The organism is Mesorhizobium sp. M0664 (assembly GCF_040320565.1).
In the GTDB taxonomy this organism is placed as follows: Bacteria; Pseudomonadota; Alphaproteobacteria; order Rhizobiales; family Rhizobiaceae; genus Mesorhizobium.
The window spans coordinates 20484-37152 of record NZ_JAMYPW010000015.1; the positions used below are offsets into that span (position 1 = coordinate 20484).

Here is a 16669-nt window from a genome sequence, read left to right on the forward strand (position 1 = left end):
CAAGCCCCGCGTTCAAAAAGTCTGATTGTAGGCGCCGACTTCGGGGCTGCGGCGCAGCACCGCATCGACGGCTTCGAACATCTGCCGGCGCCGCTCGGACGATACCGGGCTCTCCACCACCACCACAAGCTCCGGCTTGTTCGATGATGCCCGCACCAACCCCCATGTACCATCCTCCGCCACGACCCTGACACCGTTGACGGTGATCAGTTCGGCGATCTTCTGGCCGGCGAAGACCGTGCCCTCTTCCTTCATCTTGCGAAAGTCGCCTACGACGCGCTCGACGACGCCGTATTTGAGCTCGTCGGCGCAGTGTGGCGACATGGTCGGCGTGCCAAAGGTCAGCGGCAGATCGCGATAGAGGTCAGCCATGCTGCTTTGCGGGCTGCGATCCAGCATCTGGCAGATGGCGATGGCCGTGACCAGGCCATCGTCATAGCCGCGGCCGATCGGAGGATTGAAGAAGAAGTGGCCCGATTTCTCAAAACCGGCGACAGCGCCGAGTTCGGCCACGCGCCGCTTGATATAGGAGTGACCGGTTTTCCAATAGTCGGTGACCGCGCCATTTTCCCGCAACACCTTGTCAGTCATGAACAATCCGGTCGACTTGACGTCGACGACGAAAGTCGAGCCGGGACAGAGGTGCGAAATGTCGCGCGCCAGCATGACGCCGACCTTGTCGGCGAAGATCTCGTTTCCTTCATTGTCGACCACGCCGCAGCGATCGCCGTCGCCGTCGAAGCCTAGCCCGACATCGGCGCCCGTTTCCAGCACCTTGTCGCGAATGGCGTGCAGCATCTGCATGTCTTCGGGGTTGGGATTGTAATTGGGAAACGTATGATCGAGCTCGACGTCGAGCGGGATGACCTCGCAGCCGATCCTTTCCAGTGCCTCGGGAGCGAAAGCCCCGGCGGTGCCGTTGCCGCAGGCGGCCACCACCTTGAGCTTCCTGGAGATACGCTTTCCCGCGGTCAGATCGTCAAGGTAGGTTTTGCGGAAATCCGCAACGAAGGCGTAGGAGCCACCACCGACAAGGTCGAAATCGCCTGACAGCACGATCGCCTTCAGCGCGCTCATCTCCTCCGGACCGAAGGTCAGCGGACGCGCCGCGCCCATCTTGACGCCGGTCCAGCCATTCTCGTTGTGTGAGGCAGTGACCATGGCAACGGACGGCGTGTCGAGCGCGAACTGGGCGAAATAAGCCATCGGCGACAGGGCAAGCCCGACATCCTTGACCCGTGCGCCGGCCGCCATCAGCCCGGAAACCAGCGCCAGCTTGATGGCAAGCGAATAGGAGCGGAAATCGTGACCGGTGACGATGTCGGGTCCGGCACCCAGGCGACGGATCAGCGTGCCGAGCCCCATGCCGAGCGCCTGGACGCCGATTAGATTGAGTTCCGGCGTTTCGTTCGAGCCGGGATGGCCGAACCACCAGCGCGCATCATATTCGCGAAACCCGGACGGCATGACGAGCGCCGAGGTTTCGAACTCGAATGTGTTTGGTCTGGCATCGCTAACGATCTTCATCGACAAGGCTGCAAACTCCAGGCGGCTGAATCAGGTGCTTCGAGGCAAGTGGACGGTTACCCAGATGCCCTTTAAGCCGTGTTTGTGCGACAGGAAACTGAAACCTGTATGACGTGGCGGCGAAAGCGAAAGAAATGCGACAGAAGCGCTGCCATTGGCGCTTGCAGTAACCAAACTCGGCGGCTATAAGCCCGCGGTCTGGTCACGGAGTGTAGCGCAGCCTGGTAGCGCACATCGTTCGGGACGATGGGGTCGCAGGTTCAAATCCTGCCACTCCGACCAGAAAAAACATTGTCCAACCCGGGAGGCAATGGCTCAGGGCTCGTAGGGGCTCTTCCAAGTTGCGCCTGTACATTCGACAAAAAGAGGTTTGGCCGAGGAGAGGCTACGCGGTGCCCGCAGTGGCATCGGATCGCGGCTATTGCTAACGCATGTTCGTCACCGAAAAAAGCGAGATTTCCAAGGCATCGGAAACCTCCCCCGCTTCGAAATGCCAAATCGTCCCGTGAAGGCCGGCGTGAGATTTACACCTCGGTTGCAACCGGAACATGGGATAGCCCGAGCCACCATTTTGATGCGGCTGTCAGCCGCCCTCCGGGAATGCACCAAGACTCGTCATCCGGCGGGAAAGCCAAGCCGGCGAGATTCTGCGCCGCCTTTCGCAAGTCTTTGCATCTCACGGCACTATCGCCCATTTTGCTTGTTGCAAAGCCGGTCTTGTTGCCTCTTCTAATGATCCCCGTCCGCAGGACGAACAACTTCGGAGCAAAAAAGGGGACCATCGTGACGACCCATCATCATGCCCGCACGGGAGCGGTGTCTAGCGCTTCAGGTATGCTGCGCCCTCAACTCGGGCCTGCCGCCGCCGGCAAATATCAGCCCCCGATCTCCAGGGCCGATGCCCGCCGCCTGACTGTCGGTGACATCCTCGCCGCCTATACCGAAGCACGCCAGGCCAAGATTGCCGGTCGCAAGGAATTTCTCGCCAGGATGCGTTTTCTGAACGAATTCTTCGGCACCGAGCCGGTCGCCAACATCAATGGAAATCGCTGCCGCGCCTATGTCGAGCACCGTTCGCGCGAGCGCAATCGGGTAGAGCGTGAGCGAATCGCCAAGCTCAACGCTGCGGCGATGGAGACCCGCCGTGGGTTACTCCCGGCGTGGCGAGACAAGGACTTTACATCAGGCCCGCGTCGCGATCTTGAGGACCTCCGCTCGGCGATCAACTTTTGGGCCAAGGAATACGGTCTCGATCCGAAGCCGTCCGTCACCTTGCCAGACAAACCAGCAGCGCGCGAGCGCTGGCTGACGCGCGAGGAAGCAGCGGGACTGCTGCGCGCGGCATTGCGGCTGCGCCGGAAGCACGGTCAGTACGCTCATCTCTGCCGCTTTATCATTGTGGGGCTCTACACTGGCTGCCGACATCGTTCAATCCTGCAACTCAATTGGGATGGCGAGGCCGCAGAAGCTTGGCCGGACCTAGGCCGCGGCGTGCTCTATTGCAAAGATCAGCACGCGAAAAAAAGCAAGAAATGGCGTCCGCCGACGCGACTGCCGTCACGGCTGATCGCCCATATGCGCCGCTGGAAGCGTATCGATTGCGACTGCGGGCCGGTCGTCCATGACAGCCTGGGCGAACCGACAAAGCGCATCGAGAAGGCGTTCCGCACCTGCCGCGTGGAAGCCGGGCTCGGCGACGATGTCACCCCGAATGTGCTTCGCTATACCCGCGCCATGTGGCCTGTGCTGTGCGACGTCGACATGTGGCGGATCGCCAGCAAGGCTATGCGCTCAGGCGAAATCGCGTGACATCGATGGCCGCGGCCATCAGTGTCTGTGTGTAGGTTGCCTGCGGATTGCTGAAGATCGCCTCGGCCGGCCCCTCCTCGACGATCTTGCCCTGTTTCATGACGATGATGTAGTCGGCCATGGCGCGCACGACGGCGAGATCGTGGCTGATGAACAGATAGGACAGTTCGTGGTCGGCCTGCAGCTTGCGCAGCAATTCGACGATCTGCTTCTGCACGGAGCGGTCCAGCGCCGAGGTCGGCTCGTCCAGCACCACCACTTTAGGCTTGAGTATCATGGCGCGCGCAATGGCGATGCGCTGCCGCTGACCGCCGGAGAATTCATGCGGATAGCGGTTGCGCGTGTTCGGGTCGAGCCCGACTTCGAGCAAGGCATCGACCGCGCGGAGATCGCGCTGCCTGCCCGACAGATTGGGCTCATGGACCAGGAGCCCCTCGGTGATGATCTGGCCGACGGTCATGCGTGGCGACAGCGAGCCGAACGGATCCTGGAAAACCAGCTGCAATTCGCGCCGCAGCGGCCGCATCGCCTGGCGGTCGGCGTGGGAAATGTCGCGGTCACCAAGCCGGATGATACCGTCGCTGGGCAGGAGCCGCAGCAAGGCGCGGCCGAGCGTCGATTTTCCCGAGCCGGATTCGCCGACGATGCCGATCGTCTGGTTGCGCTTCAGCCGTATCGAAATGTGATCGACGGCGCGCAGCAGCAGCGGCTCGCCGCCAAGAAATCCGCCGCCGATCTTGAAGGTCACCTCGACGTTCCTGCCTTCAAGCAGGACAGGGGCATTCGGAGGCGGCGGCGCCTTGGTGCCGGTCGGCTCGGCGGCAAGTAGCATCTTGGTGTAGCCGTGCTGCGGGTTGGCGAAGATCGCTTCCGCCTCGCCCTCCTCGACCACCTCGCCATAGCGCATCACATAGACCCGATCGGCAAAGCGCCGGACGATGCCGAGATCGTGGGTGATGAAGACGATCGCCATGCCGAGCTTGCGCTGCAATTCGGCGAGCAGCATGAGGATCTGCGCCTGGATGGTGACGTCGAGCGCGGTCGTCGGCTCGTCGGCGATCAGTATGTCGGGGTCGTTGGCCAGCGCCATGGCGATCATGACGCGCTGGCGCTGACCGCCCGACAACTCGTGCGGATAGGATTTCATCCGCCGCTCCGGATCGGGAATATGGACCAGCCGCAGCAGCTTGAGCGCCTCCTCGCGCGCCGCGGCGGCGCCAAGTCCGCGATGCTTGCGGATCGGCTCGATCAGCTGGTTGCCGATCGAATAGAGCGGGTCTAGCGAAGTCATCGGGTCCTGGAAGATCATGCTGATCTTGCGGCCGCGGATCTTGTTGAGCTCGGGTTTGCTCAAGGTCAAAAGATTGCGGCCGCGATAATCGACTGTGCCGCTGGCTTCGCCGTTCGAGGCGAGCAGGCTCATCGCCGCCATCATCGTCTGGCTCTTGCCGGAACCGGATTCGCCGACGACGGCGACGGTTTCGCCTGATTTGACGTGGATATTGATGCCCTTCACCGCCTCCACCACACCGTCGAGGGTGCGGAAGCGGACTCGAAGGTCCTTGACGCTGAGAATGGTATCGGAAGCAGCCATCTCAACGATCCTTCGGGTCGAGCGCGTCGCGCAGCCCGTCGCCGACGAAATTCAGCGCGAACAGCGTGGAGACGAGAAAGAAGGCCGGGAACAGAAGCAGCCAGTTGGCCGAGCCGATGTTCTGGGCGCCAACCGAGATCAGCACGCCCCAGCTGGTCATCGGCTCCTGGACGCCGAGCCCGAGGAACGACAAAAAACTCTCCAGGATAATGACCTGCGGCACCAGCAGCGTCATGTAGATCACCACCGGCCCGAGCAAATTGGGGATCACATGGCGCAGCAGAATGCCGCGCTGGCCGACGCCCAGCGCCTCCGCCGCCTGGACATATTCCTGCCGGCGGATCGACAGCGCTTGTCCGCGCACGATGCGCGCCATGTCGAGCCACAGCACCGCGCCGACCGCCAGGAACATCAGCACGAAATTCCTGCCGAAGAACACCACCAGCATGATGACGAAGAAGATGAACGGCAAAGAATAAAGCACGTCGACGACACGCATCATCACCTCGTCGACCCTGCCGCCGGCAAGGCCGGCGGTGGCGCCGTAGAGCACGCCGATGACCACGGCCACAATGCCGGCAAGCAGGCCGATGGCCAGCGATATGCGCCCGGCCATCAGCGTTCTGGACAGGAGATCGCGGCCGGTATTGTCGGTGCCGAAAAGGAAATATTGCTGCTTGATCGAGGCACTCATCACCATTTCGAGACCGTCTGGCGATTTGCTCTCGATCTTTGTGTCATCAAAGGTATCGGAACGATCAAGGTAGCGAATGTTGCGGTCGTCGATCGGCTTGGACGATTTGACGGTAACGAACACACGGCTGCCCTCTTGCCGCCACTCCTTGATGTCGACGCGCATACGCCTGATCGCCTCATCGAGAGCGCCTTCGATCATGTCGGCCTTCGGATAGGCGGAGAAGCTCGGCGGCGTACGGACATAGTCGGCATAGATGGTGGTGTATTGGTGCGGCACGAAAGAGGGCCCAAACACGCTGATGACGGCGATGAAGGCAAGATAATAGAGGCTGAACATGGCCGCGCGATTGGCCTTGAGGCGCGCCCAGGCGTCACCCCACAGGGACCGGCCGACGACCGGTGCGGCAACTGCGATATCAGTCATAGCGCACCCTCGGATCGACGACCCCATAGAGGACGTCGACGATCAGGTTGAAGACAATGGTGAAGAGCGCGATGACCACCACCGTCCCCATCACCAGCGTGTAGTCGCGGTTGAGTGCAGCAACGACAAAATGGCGGCCGATGCCCGGGATAGAGAAGATGGTCTCGACGATGACCGAGCCGGTGAGAAGGGCTGCGGCTGCCGGACCGGTGAAGGAGACGATCGGCAGGATGGCGCCGCGCAGTGCATGCTTGACGACGACTGACCAGTCGGACAGGCCGAGAGCGCGCGCGGTGCGGATGTGATGCGAGTGCAGCGATTCGATCATCGAGCCGCGCATCAGGCGGGCAACAATGGCGATCTGCGGCAGAGCGAGCGTCAGCACCGGGCCGACCTTGTTGATGAGGGCTCCGTCGCCCCAGCCACCGATCGGCAGCAGCTTCCAGGTCAATCCGAATACAAGCTGGATTACCGGGGCGATGACAAAGGTCGGTATGGTGCTGCCGGCGGTCGCCAGCGCGATCACCGAATAGTCGGCAAGCTTGTTCTGGTTGAGCGCGGCAACAGTGCCGAGCACGCTGCCGAGGAGCAGCGCCAGAACGAGCGCCGAAGCGCCGAGTTGGATCGAGATCGGCAGGCCTTCCCTGAACAGCTCGCCGACGGTGAAATCCGGCATGTTGTAGCTGGGGCCGAAATTGCCGCGCAGAAGATTGCCTAAATAATGGAGGTACTGCAGCCAGAGCGGGTCGTTGAGCCCGAACTGGGCTTCGAGATTGGCCCTGATCTCGGGGCTCAGGCCCCGCTCCTGGTTGAACGGGCCGCCCGGCGCGACGCGTATCAGGAAGAACGCTATAGTCACGATGACGAACAGCGTCGGGATGGCGGTCAGGAGCCGCCGGAAAACGAATCGCAGCATCGATGCCCCGCTTGATCCAGAGCAGCGCGCGTCCGGCTGGACGATTGCGCTCTAGCCTTCAAATCTTCGCACCGACATTGTCGAAAATCGAATCCGGTTCCCGGGCCGATGCGATGGCAAACCGGCGCCGCCGCGCATTGAGTCGCGCGGCGGCCTGGCTAAGGGATCAGTCCTTGCTGATGAAGCGGGACGGATGGATGTCCATCACATTGTCGTCGAAGCCGTGCAGCTTCGAGGAAACGATGTCGTGGTAGCTGTAGTAGAGAAGCGGGATCTCGCCGACGTCGTCGACGAGGATGCGCTCGGCCTCGGCGAGTTCCTTCATGCGCTGGTCGGGCTTGCCGCCGGCGGCGGCAGCCTTGTCCATGGCCGCCTCGAATTTCGGGCTGTTATAGCTCGAATAATTGTTGCCGCTGGCCTTGCGAGATATGCCGAGGAAGGTTTCCGGGTCCTTGTAATCGGCGATCCAGGCGGCACGCGCCACATCGTAGTCGCCCTTCTGCTCGAGGAAGGAGTAGTGGGTCTTGGTGTCGGTGTTGAGCAGCGTGACCTCGACGCCAAGCGGCTTCAACTGTTCCTGGATGGCGACAGCGGTGTTCTTGTGGTTTTCCGAGGTGTTGTAGCGGATCTGCATCTTCAACGGATGCTCGGGTGTATAGCCGAGTTTCTCGAGGATCTTCTTGGCAGCGTCCTCGCGGTCGATCTGCGGCATGTCGGCGTATTTGGCCAGTGCCGGCGTGTAGCCCTGGATACCCGGAGGGACCATCGAATAGCCGGGCAGCATCGAATTCTGCCAGACTTTTTCAGCGAGGAAGTCGCGATCGATCGCCATCGAGATAGCGTTGCGCAGTTCGACGTTGTCCCAAGGCGCCTTGTCGGTCTTGATCGCGTAATAGTAGATGCCGAGATATGGCCCGACACGGACCTGGTCGCCGAATTTGGTCTTGAGATCGGCGAGCTGTTCGGTCGGCAGGTCACCGTAACTGTCGAATTCGCCGGCCTCGAAGCGCTTCATCGCGGACGAGCGATCCTCGGTCGGGATGTAGTTGACCACGTCCAACTTGACGCTGGCGGCGTCCCAGAATTTCGGATTCTTGACCAGCTTCAGATGGTCGTTGGGAATCCACTCTGCCGCTGTAAAGGCCCCGTTCGAGACCAGCTTGCCTGCCTTGATCCAGTCGGCGCCAAGCTTTTCGATAGACGCCTTGTTAACCGGATAGGTCGCCTGATGGGTCAGCATCTCCAGGAAGTAAGGCGTTGGCGCCTTGAGCGTGACTTCGAGGGTATTTGCGTCAATCGCCTTGACGCCCATATCCTCCGGCTTGCCCTTCTTGGTGTTGACTTCCTCGGCACCCTTCACTGGATAGAGCATGGAAGCGTATTCCGCAGCGGTGGCCGGATCTTCCAGCCGACGGAACGAATAAACGAAGTCGTCCGCCGTCACCGGGCTGCCATCCGACCAGAGGCCGTCCTTGCGCAGCTTGAAGGTGTAGACAGTGCCGTCGTCGGACACCGTCCAGCTTTCAGCGGCGCCCGGAATGAGATTCGTCTTCTGGTCATGCATGACGAGGCCCTGGAACAGGTCGCGTATGATATCGGCTTCGTAGACCGTCGAGGTCTTGTGCGGATCGAGCGTCTCCGCTTCGGCGGCGGCTCCGCGGTTGTAGACGGTCTCGGCGAAAGCCGGCGTGTAGAACGTACCGGCAGCCAAGACCATGGTCGTGGCGAGTACCGTCGCCTTCAGCACATGTTTCAGCATGGAATTCTCCCTAACGACGTCGCCCTTCGGCCACGTCTCTAAGTGTTGACGCCCCGAAACCGATTGGCTGGTTCCTTTCGAGCGCGCAGCCGGTTCCCTTTCCGGCAGCTGGTGGCCAAACAGTAACGTGGAGATTTTTTATTTCAACAGACTCTCGGGGTCACCCAAAGTAAGGGGGCCGGGGCAGTCGTTTTGCGGGCGGCCAATCAATGGTCGAAACCATGAGTTTGACTGGGTTTCCTGGCCAGAACGCCGATCTGGGAAATAATCTGGCCGATCTTTTCAGTTTACCGGAATGTATTAATTGGTTCTTAGGCAACCAAGGGTTACAAATTTCGATGGAATCGGCACATCGACCTTGGGTTCCAACGGGCAAGGGCAATGAACAAGATAGACAGTAATACTGTCGCATTGAAGCGTAAAATACTGCGCCACATACGGACGAATCTACGCAAAATTGGAGAAGAGTCCGGAACTTCCGCGGTCGAGTTCGCCCTGCTTTCCCCAATCTTTATCCTTCTTTTGCTCGGAATGGTTGCATATGGTATCTATTTTGGTGCAAGCAACTCCTTGCAGCAAATCGCCGCCGATGCCGCCCGCACCGCAATTGCCGGATTGAATCAAACCGAGCGCCAGGCGCTGGTGGCGAGTTTCGTCAAAAACAATGCCAGTGGATACCCGTTTGTCGATTCCGGCAAGCTGACCTATCAGGCGACGGACAGCACGGCCGACGGAAATCAGTTCGTCGTGTCGATCCAGTACGATGCCAGCAACCTGCCGATCTGGAACCTATTACCAAGCCTTGCGATGCCGCAAACCACGATGTCGCGCAGATCTACCATCAGGATTGGAGGCATTTGAAATGTCGCAGTTCTTGCTGAGGAGCATCGGGCGGATCGCTCGCTCGATGGTTGGCGACAAGAAGGCGAACTTTGCCGTCATGACGGCGCTGACAGCGCCATTCGCGCTGGGGCTGGCTGCCTTTGCTGTCGACGAAGGTTCGATCTACACGGAGCGCAGGGAAGCCCAGGCGATGACCGATCTGGCGGCGATCACCGCGGCGTCGAACATCAACAATTTGGAAGCCGCGGCGGTAACCACGCTCAGTGACAACCGAATGCCCGGCATCATTGTTCAAAAGGCAGGTCAGACAATCGTTCCCACGGTTGGCAAAACCGTCGTGTCGGTCACCGGCGGCCGATACTCAGCGGCGTCCTCCGTTGGTGTCGACAAGCGCTTCGAAGCCGGCAAAACGCCTTACAACGCCGTTCGCGTCACTCTGCGAAAAATCCCCGCCCGGTATTTTGCCAGTTCGCTCATCCCTACTCCGGTTGTCGGCACCGAAGCCATTGCCAGCGTGACCCCGCAAGCGATGTTCTCGGTCGGGTCCAGGCTCCTCAGCGTCAATGGCGGCATCCTCAACGCGCTTCTCAGCAAGTTGCTGGGCGCCAACATTTCGCTCAGCGTCATGGACTACAACGCGCTGATCTCGGCCGATGTAAACGTGCTTTCGTTCGTCGATGCCCTTGCCGTACAGTTGCAACTGACAGGTGTCAGCTATTCCGACGTGCTGGCGTCAAAAGCGACGGTAGGCCAGATCGCGACCGCCATGGCCAATGCGTCCGGGTCGGGCAGCGCCAGCAAACTTGTGCTGCAGACGATCGCGTCGAGGGCCACCAACACGGTCAAGATACCCCTCAGTCATCTTATCGATCTTGGCTCGATCGGCAGGCTCGGCCTCGGACAAAAGTCTCCCGGCTTTTCCGTCGACGCAAGCGCGATGGGCATGCTGGGTGCCGCCGCCTCGCTGGCCAATGGCTCAAACCAGGTCCAGGTCGATCTCGGCGCCACTATTCCGGGACTTACCTCCACCACGCTCGCCATCGCCATCGGTGAACCGATGCAATACTCACCCTGGCTGGCCGTCGGGGAAAAAGGCACCGTGGTGCGCACCGCGCAGACGCGCATCAAGCTGGTCACCACAGTGGGCATCGGCAATTCCAATCTCGGCGGCGGCATCAGCCTGCTGTCCGTCAACCTGCCTCTGCATGTCGAAGTCGCCTATGCGGAAGCCAAGCTAACCGACATCAGCTGCCCGACCGGCCGGCCGGATAGCATCAAGGTCTCGATCGCCGCGCAGCCTGGCGTGGCCTCGCTGCACCTTGCCGCCAGCGACGCCGACAACAACCCATCGGCCTTCGCCGATTTCAGCAATCCGCAATCGTTCTCCGATGCCACGATTGCCCAGGTAAGCGTGAAGCTTCTGCTGCTTACCCTCAATCTGCTTGATGTGAAGGGTTCGTCATCACTTGCCATCACCAACAACGATCCGACCACATTGACGTTCGACAGCACCGATATCGCCAACAAGACGATAAAAACTGTCGCCACAAAAAACCTGACGCAATCACTCACGACATCGCTGGTCAGCGGCCTCTCGCTCTCGGTCAATGCACTGGGCCTCGGGCTGGACGTGACGGCCCTGCTCGGAACGGTTAAGCCGGCGGTGGTAACGGTTCTGAACGGCGTGACGGCGCCGGTCGACGAACTGGTCTATAACGTGCTTGCAGCTGTCGGCGTGCATGTCGGCGAGGCCGATGTGCGGGTTGTCGGCGCGACTTGCGGGCGCTCCGTGCTTGTTCAATGAGATGATGAAATAGAGCTCAGCCAATCCGGCCGAGGAAGCAGCCCAGCGGCGGCAGCGACAGAGTTCTTTCCTGCAAGACGCCGGCAGCACCGCCAAGATCTCTCGGCTCTATCGCTTCCAGATCCGTTGGCAATTGCCAGCCGGCCGGCTCGTCGGCGAAATTGAAGACACAGAGCAGCTTTTCGTCACCGCCTTCGCGAATGAAAGCCAGGACGTCGCCTTCGGCATCGAGGAACCGGATCGAGCCTCGAACCAGCGCCGGATGCTGCTTGCGCAAGGCCAGCATCGCCCGGTAGCTCGCCAGGACGGAGGTTTGCTCGCCGTCCTGGACGTCGACCGCCCGGTCGCGATGGCTTGCCGGGACCGGAAGCCACGGCTTGCCCGTCGAAAAGCCGGCATTGTCGGCGCCAGCCTCCCAGACCATCGGCGTTCGGCACCCATCCCGCCCCTTGATCCCCGGCCAGAAGCGGATGCCGAAAGGATCACGCAAATCCTCGAACGCCAGTTCGACCTCCTCCAGCCCGAGTTCTTCGCCCTGGTAGAGGCAGATCGATCCGCGCAGGCAGGAAAGCAGCACGATCGAGAATTTCGCCACCCTGTCCGGATCGCCGCCCGGCCTTGTCCATCGACTGACATGGCGCACGACATCGTGGTTGGAGAACGCCCAGCAAACCCAGCCGTCGAACACCTTACTCTCGAAGGCATCGACACAGCCACGCACATGAGACGCCGAGAATTGCGGGCCGAGCAGGTCGAAGGTGTAGGACATTTGGAGCTTGTCGCCACCGCCGGTATAGGCGGCGAGTGTCTGCAAGGAACGCGTTTCGTCGCCAATCTCGCCGACAGCGGCGCGGCCTTCATATTCGTCAAGCAAGGCCCGGAAGCGCCTGAGGAAAGCAAGGTTTTCCGGCTGGCTCTTGTCGAACAGATGCTCCTGATAGAGATAGGGGCTGGTTGCCGTATTGGTGCCGGCGACGCTTTCCGCCAAAGGCGGGTTGCTGCGCAGCCAGCGGTCGTGGACGTAATAGTTGACCGTATCCATCCGGAAACCGTCGACGCCGCGCTCCAGCCAGAACCGCACCGTTTCCAGCAAGGCGTCCTGCACCTGCGGGTTGTGGAAATTCAGGTCCGGCTGCGAGGCGAGGAAATTGTGCAGGTAATATTGCCTGCGCGTTGCGTCCCATTCCCAGGCCGGGCCGCCGAAAAGCGACAGCCAGTTGTTGGGGGCGGTGCCGTCGGGCTTCGCATCGGCCCAGACGTACCAGTCGGCCTTGGGGTTGTCGTGGCTCGTGCGACTTTCGACGAACCATTCGTGCCGATCCGACGAATGCGACAAGACCTGATCGATGATCACCTTCAGGCCGAGCCGGTGCGCCTCCGCAATCAGTGCGTCGAAATCCTCTAATGTGCCGAACATCGGATCGACGGCGCAGTAATCCGAAACGTCGTAACCCATATCGGCCATTGGCGACTTGAAAAAAGGCGACAGCCAAACGGCGTCGGCACCGAGCGATGCGACATGGGCCAGCCTCGAGGTGATGCCGCTGAGATCGCCGCTGCCGTCGCCTGTCGTGTCCTGGAAGGAGCGCGGGTAGATCTGGTAGATGACGCAGCCGCGCCACCATTCGGCATTGTCAGCCATCATGGCTCTCCCCTGCGCCCGCCCGCGCGGGCCTGCTTTCGATCATGAACAGGACTGTTCGCCCAGGCACCGGCCGCGAGATATCGCTACTATCCGGTTCGATAGCTGGGCGCCAATGAAAACCCGCCCGTTCCGGCAGCGTGAACATGCAGGCCCGGCGGTCGCCATTGATGACCACCGCAAGGCGACTGTTCTCACCGCTACCGAGAACCATGACCAGCCGGTGCCGCCTGGCATCGTCCCAGGCTGCCTCTTCGAACGGCACGCCGGTTTCCGTCAGCCAGGCTACGTCTGGGATTTCCGAACCCGCAGGCTGTTCTCCGGTCAGGAATGCTGTGTCCAAGAGCGCCGGCACGGCGCGACGCATCCTGGCGAGCAGAGCCGTATGATGCTCGAGCGCCAGGTCGCGCCCGGCCCAGTCGAGCCAGGTGATGTCATTGTCCTGCGCGTAGGCGTTGTTGTTGCCGCGCTGCGTGCGGCCGAACTCGTCGCCGGCCGTCAGCATGATCGTGCCGCGCGAGGCAAAGAGCGTCGCCAGCAGCGCGCGCTGGTCATCGAAACGGGCCGTAACGATTGACTGGTCGCTGGTCTCGCCCTCGACGCCATCGTTCCAGGACAGGTTGTCGTCGTGACCATCGCGGTTCAGTTCGCCATTGGCCTCGTTGTGCTTGTGCCCATAAGCGACGATATCGGCCAGCGTCATGCCGTCATGCGCGGCGATGAAGTTGATGCTGCGGCTCGTTGTCTGGCCTGCTTTGGCAAAGACGTCGGACGAACCGGCAAGCCGCGTCGCCAGGGCACCGATCATGCCGCCGTCGCCGCGCCAGAAGCGGCGGATATCGTCGCGGTATTTGTCGTTCCATTCGAGGAAGGGCGGCGGAAAATTGCCGAGCTGATAGCCATCCGGTCCGATATCCCAAGGCTCGGCGATCAGCACCCGGTCGCCAAGAACAGGGTCGTTGCGAATGGCGTTCAGCAGCGGCGCATCGGCGTCGAAAACGCCGTCGACGCGGCCGAGGATCGGCGCCAGGTCGAAGCGGAATCCGTCGACACCGGCGCGCTGGACAAAGTGGCGAAGCGTGTGGAGGACCATTTCCCGGACGACCGGATGCTCGCAGGCGAGCGTATTGCCGGTTCCGGTGTCATTGACCAGAGCGCCGTCCGGCTCGTGCCGATAATAGGCGCGGCTGTCGAGCCCGCGCAGCGACAATGTCGGGCCGAGCCGGTCGCTTTCGCCGGTGTGGTTGAACACCAGGTCGAGAATGGTGCCGATGCCGGCCTCGCGCAGCGCGGCGACCGTTCCGCGCAACTCGGCCAGACCGCCGGGCGCCAGTCGCGGATCGAGCGCCATGAAGGTCACGGGATTATAACCCCAGGCGTTGCGCAGACCGAGCGGCGGTAAATGCCGTTCGTCGATCGATGCAGTCACCGGCATCAACTCAATGGCTGCCACGCCGAGTTTTTGCAGATGCTCGACAACGAGGGGGTGAGCGAGCGCTGCAATGGTGCCGCGTTGCTTCTCGGGAATGTCGGGATGCAGCTTTGTGAAGGCGCGTACCGGCACTTCGTAGATAAGGCCGCCGGGCCGAAACAGCGGCGGCAAGGCGGGCAAGGGTTCCGGCAAGGCGCCGGCGATGGCTTTCGGCATCAGCGGCGCAGTGTCGGCCCCCTCGCCTCGGCGCGCGGCGAGCCGGCCGTCATAGGCATAGGGCCTGTCGATCTCGACGGCATAGGGATCGGCCAGCAGCTTGTCGGGATCGAACCAGAGACCGTGTTCCGGCGCGTAGTCGCCATCGGCGCGGAACCCGTATCGGGTCCCGGCGGCGAGACCGGCAACAAAAAGTGCATGGACGCCCTCGTCTTCCGACTGGAGTTCCAGCCGGTCGACTTCGCGGTTGCCGTGTTCGTCGAAAATCGAAACCCAGATGCGCCGAGCCGACGAGGACCATGCGGCGAAGCGGATACCGCCCTCCCCGGCAAGCCCGCCAAATCGCGGACGATAGCCGGCGGATAGTCCCGACGACATCAGGTGATGACGCTCGGCTTGGCGCGGCCGGTATGGCTGCGAATCCCGGCAATGTCGTCGGCCGCCGCGATCAGATCGGCAAGCGCCTCCTGGGTGTCGAGATCGTGGCGGTTCTTGTCCGGCTCGTAGCGCTCGACATAAAGCCGCAGCGTCGCGCCCGAGGTGCCGGTGCCGGACAGGCGGAAGACGACGCGTGAGCCGCCTTCGAACAACACCCTGATGCCCTGGTTCTTGCTGACCGAGCCGTCGACCGGATCGTGATAGGCGAAATCATCAGCGCTGGCGATCGTCATGCCGCGCACGCGGGTGCCAGGCAGCGAGCCGAGCTTGGCGCGCAACTCGCCGACAAGCGCGTTGGCACGATCGGTCTCGACCTCCTCGTAGTCGTGGCGCGAATAATAGTTACGGCCATAGGCCGTCCAATGCTGGGTGACAATCTGCTTGGCGCTTTCGCCGCGAACGGCAAGGATGTTGAGCCATAAAAGCACAGCCCACAGGCCATCCTTTTCGCGGACATGGTTGGAGCCGGTCCCCGCACTCTCCTCGCCACAGATCGTTGCCATGCCGGCATCGAGCAGATTGCCGAAAAATTTCCAGCCGGTCGGCGTCTCGTAGATGCCGATGCCGAGCTTTTCGGCGACCCGGTCGGCAGCACCGCTGGTCGGCATCGAGCGGGCGATGCCTTTCAGCCCCGCCTTGTAGCCCGGCGCCAGATGGGCGTTGGCGGCGAGCATCGCCACCGAATCCGACGGGGTGATGAAAATTCCCTTGCCGATAATCAGGTTGCGGTCGCCGTCGCCATCCGAGGCGGCGCCAAAGTCTGGCGCATCCGGCCCCATCATCTCGTCGTAGAGGTGTTTTGCGTGCACCAGATTGGGATCGGGATGATGGCCGCCGAAATCCGGCAGCGGAATGAAATTGCGGGCGGTGCCGTTGGGCGCGCCGAGCCGGTTTTCGAGGATCTCCTTGGCGTAGGGGCCGGTCACCGCATGCATGGCGTCGAAGCGCATGCGGAAGCCCGACCTGAACAGCGCCCGCAATGCGTCGAAATCGAACAGGCTTTCCATCAGTTCGGCATAGTCGGCGACAGGATCGATGATTTCGACGGTCATGTCCCCCGTCTTGACCGTGCCGATCGTGTCGATGTCGACCTGCCCGATATCGGCGATCTTGAAGCTTGAAATCGCCTTGGTTTTTTCGAAGATCGCGTCGGTCAGCTTTTCCGGCGCCGGGCCGCCATTGCCGGCATTGTACTTGATGCCGAAATCCTCATGCGGGCCACCCGGATTGTGGCTGGCCGACAGGATGATGCCGCCAAAGGTCTCGTATTTGCGGATGACATGCGAAGCGGCCGGCGTCGACAAGATGCCGCCCTGCCCGACCATCACCTTGCCGAAGCCGTTTGCCGCGGCCATGGCGATGGCCTTCTGGATGACCTCGCGGTTATAGAAGCGGCCGTCGCCGCCGATCACCAGGGTTTTGCCCTCGAACCCGTCCAGCGCGTCGAAGATCGACTGGATGAAGTTCTCGGCATAGTGCTCCTGCTGGAACACCGGGACCTTTTTACGCAGCCCGGACGTGCCGGGCTTCTGGTCGGGATAGGGTTTGGTGGCGACGGTGCGGATCATC

General features: G+C 61.6%; 11 protein-coding genes and 1 tRNA gene. 4 read left to right on the plus strand and 8 right to left on the minus strand.

What is annotated here, in order from left to right; genetic code table 11:
• Window positions 1-12: 12 nt before the first annotated feature.
• The gene (locus NKI39_RS15980; protein ID WP_502898576.1) at window positions 13-1527 is read right to left on the minus strand and encodes a phosphomannomutase/phosphoglucomutase; all 1515 of its coding nucleotides are present in this window, start codon (window positions 1525-1527) and stop codon (window positions 13-15) included.
• Between the two features lie 205 nt (window positions 1528-1732).
• Between NKI39_RS15980 and NKI39_RS15985 the strand changes: the two genes are divergently transcribed.
• Together NKI39_RS15985 and NKI39_RS15990 are read left to right on the plus strand one after the other, a co-directional pair.
• Window positions 1733-1809: transfer RNA gene (locus tag NKI39_RS15985), tRNA-Pro, on the plus strand.
• A gap of 501 nt (window positions 1810-2310) precedes the next feature.
• Window positions 2311-3336: a site-specific integrase gene (locus tag NKI39_RS15990; RefSeq protein WP_352832914.1), complete on the plus strand. Its 1026-nt coding sequence runs from the start codon at window positions 2311-2313 to the stop codon at window positions 3334-3336.
• Here NKI39_RS15990 and NKI39_RS15995 read toward each other — a convergent pair.
• The 4 genes from NKI39_RS15995 to NKI39_RS16010 all read right to left on the minus strand — a co-directional run bounded on the left by NKI39_RS15995 (window position 3311) and on the right by NKI39_RS16010 (window position 8725).
• Window positions 3311-4930 (minus strand): ABC transporter ATP-binding protein, encoded by a 1620-nt coding sequence (locus tag NKI39_RS15995; RefSeq protein ID WP_352832917.1) that lies wholly within the window; start codon window positions 4928-4930, stop codon window positions 3311-3313. The two genes, NKI39_RS15990 and NKI39_RS15995, sit on opposite strands and share 26 nt — an antisense overlap.
• Window position 4931: 1 nt before the next feature.
• Entirely contained in the window at window positions 4932-6050 is a 1119-nt protein-coding gene (locus NKI39_RS16000; protein WP_352832919.1) for an ABC transporter permease, read from the minus strand.
• Window positions 6043-6966, minus strand: a complete 924-nt coding sequence (locus NKI39_RS16005; protein ID WP_352770573.1) for an ABC transporter permease subunit — start codon at window positions 6964-6966, stop codon at window positions 6043-6045. Before NKI39_RS16005 ends, NKI39_RS16000 begins: the two co-directional genes overlap by 8 nt.
• Before the next feature lie 166 nt (window positions 6967-7132).
• Window positions 7133-8725, minus strand: coding sequence for a peptide ABC transporter substrate-binding protein (locus tag NKI39_RS16010; protein WP_352771877.1), 1593 nt, complete (start codon window positions 8723-8725; stop codon window positions 7133-7135).
• A 381-nt stretch (window positions 8726-9106) separates the two neighbouring features.
• On the opposite strand from NKI39_RS16010, the gene NKI39_RS16015 reads away from it, so the two are divergent.
• Together NKI39_RS16015 and NKI39_RS16020 are read left to right on the plus strand one after the other, a co-directional pair.
• Entirely contained in the window at window positions 9107-9586 is a 480-nt protein-coding gene (locus NKI39_RS16015) for a TadE family protein (RefSeq protein ID WP_084641571.1), read from the plus strand.
• A 1-nt stretch (window position 9587) separates the two neighbouring features.
• Window positions 9588-11372, plus strand: a complete 1785-nt coding sequence (locus tag NKI39_RS16020) for a pilus assembly protein TadG-related protein (protein ID WP_352832921.1) — start codon at window positions 9588-9590, stop codon at window positions 11370-11372.
• Window positions 11373-11388: 16 nt separating this feature from the next.
• Here the strand turns inward: NKI39_RS16020 and bglA are convergent, their stop codons facing one another.
• From bglA to NKI39_RS16035, 3 genes are read right to left on the minus strand one after another with little or no spacing between them, the layout of a single operon-like run.
• Window positions 11389-13017: a beta-galactosidase BglA gene (bglA, locus tag NKI39_RS16025; protein ID WP_352832924.1), complete on the minus strand. Its 1629-nt coding sequence runs from the start codon at window positions 13015-13017 to the stop codon at window positions 11389-11391.
• On the minus strand, window positions 13007-15040 hold the full coding sequence (glgX, locus tag NKI39_RS16030) for a glycogen debranching protein GlgX (RefSeq protein ID WP_352832927.1): 2034 nt from the start codon (window positions 15038-15040) through the stop codon (window positions 13007-13009). Before glgX ends, bglA begins: the two co-directional genes overlap by 11 nt.
• Window positions 15040-16668 (minus strand): alpha-D-glucose phosphate-specific phosphoglucomutase, encoded by a 1629-nt coding sequence (locus tag NKI39_RS16035; protein WP_352470957.1) that lies wholly within the window; start codon window positions 16666-16668, stop codon window positions 15040-15042. Before NKI39_RS16035 ends, glgX begins: the two co-directional genes overlap by 1 nt.
• Window position 16669 lies beyond the last annotated feature (1 nt).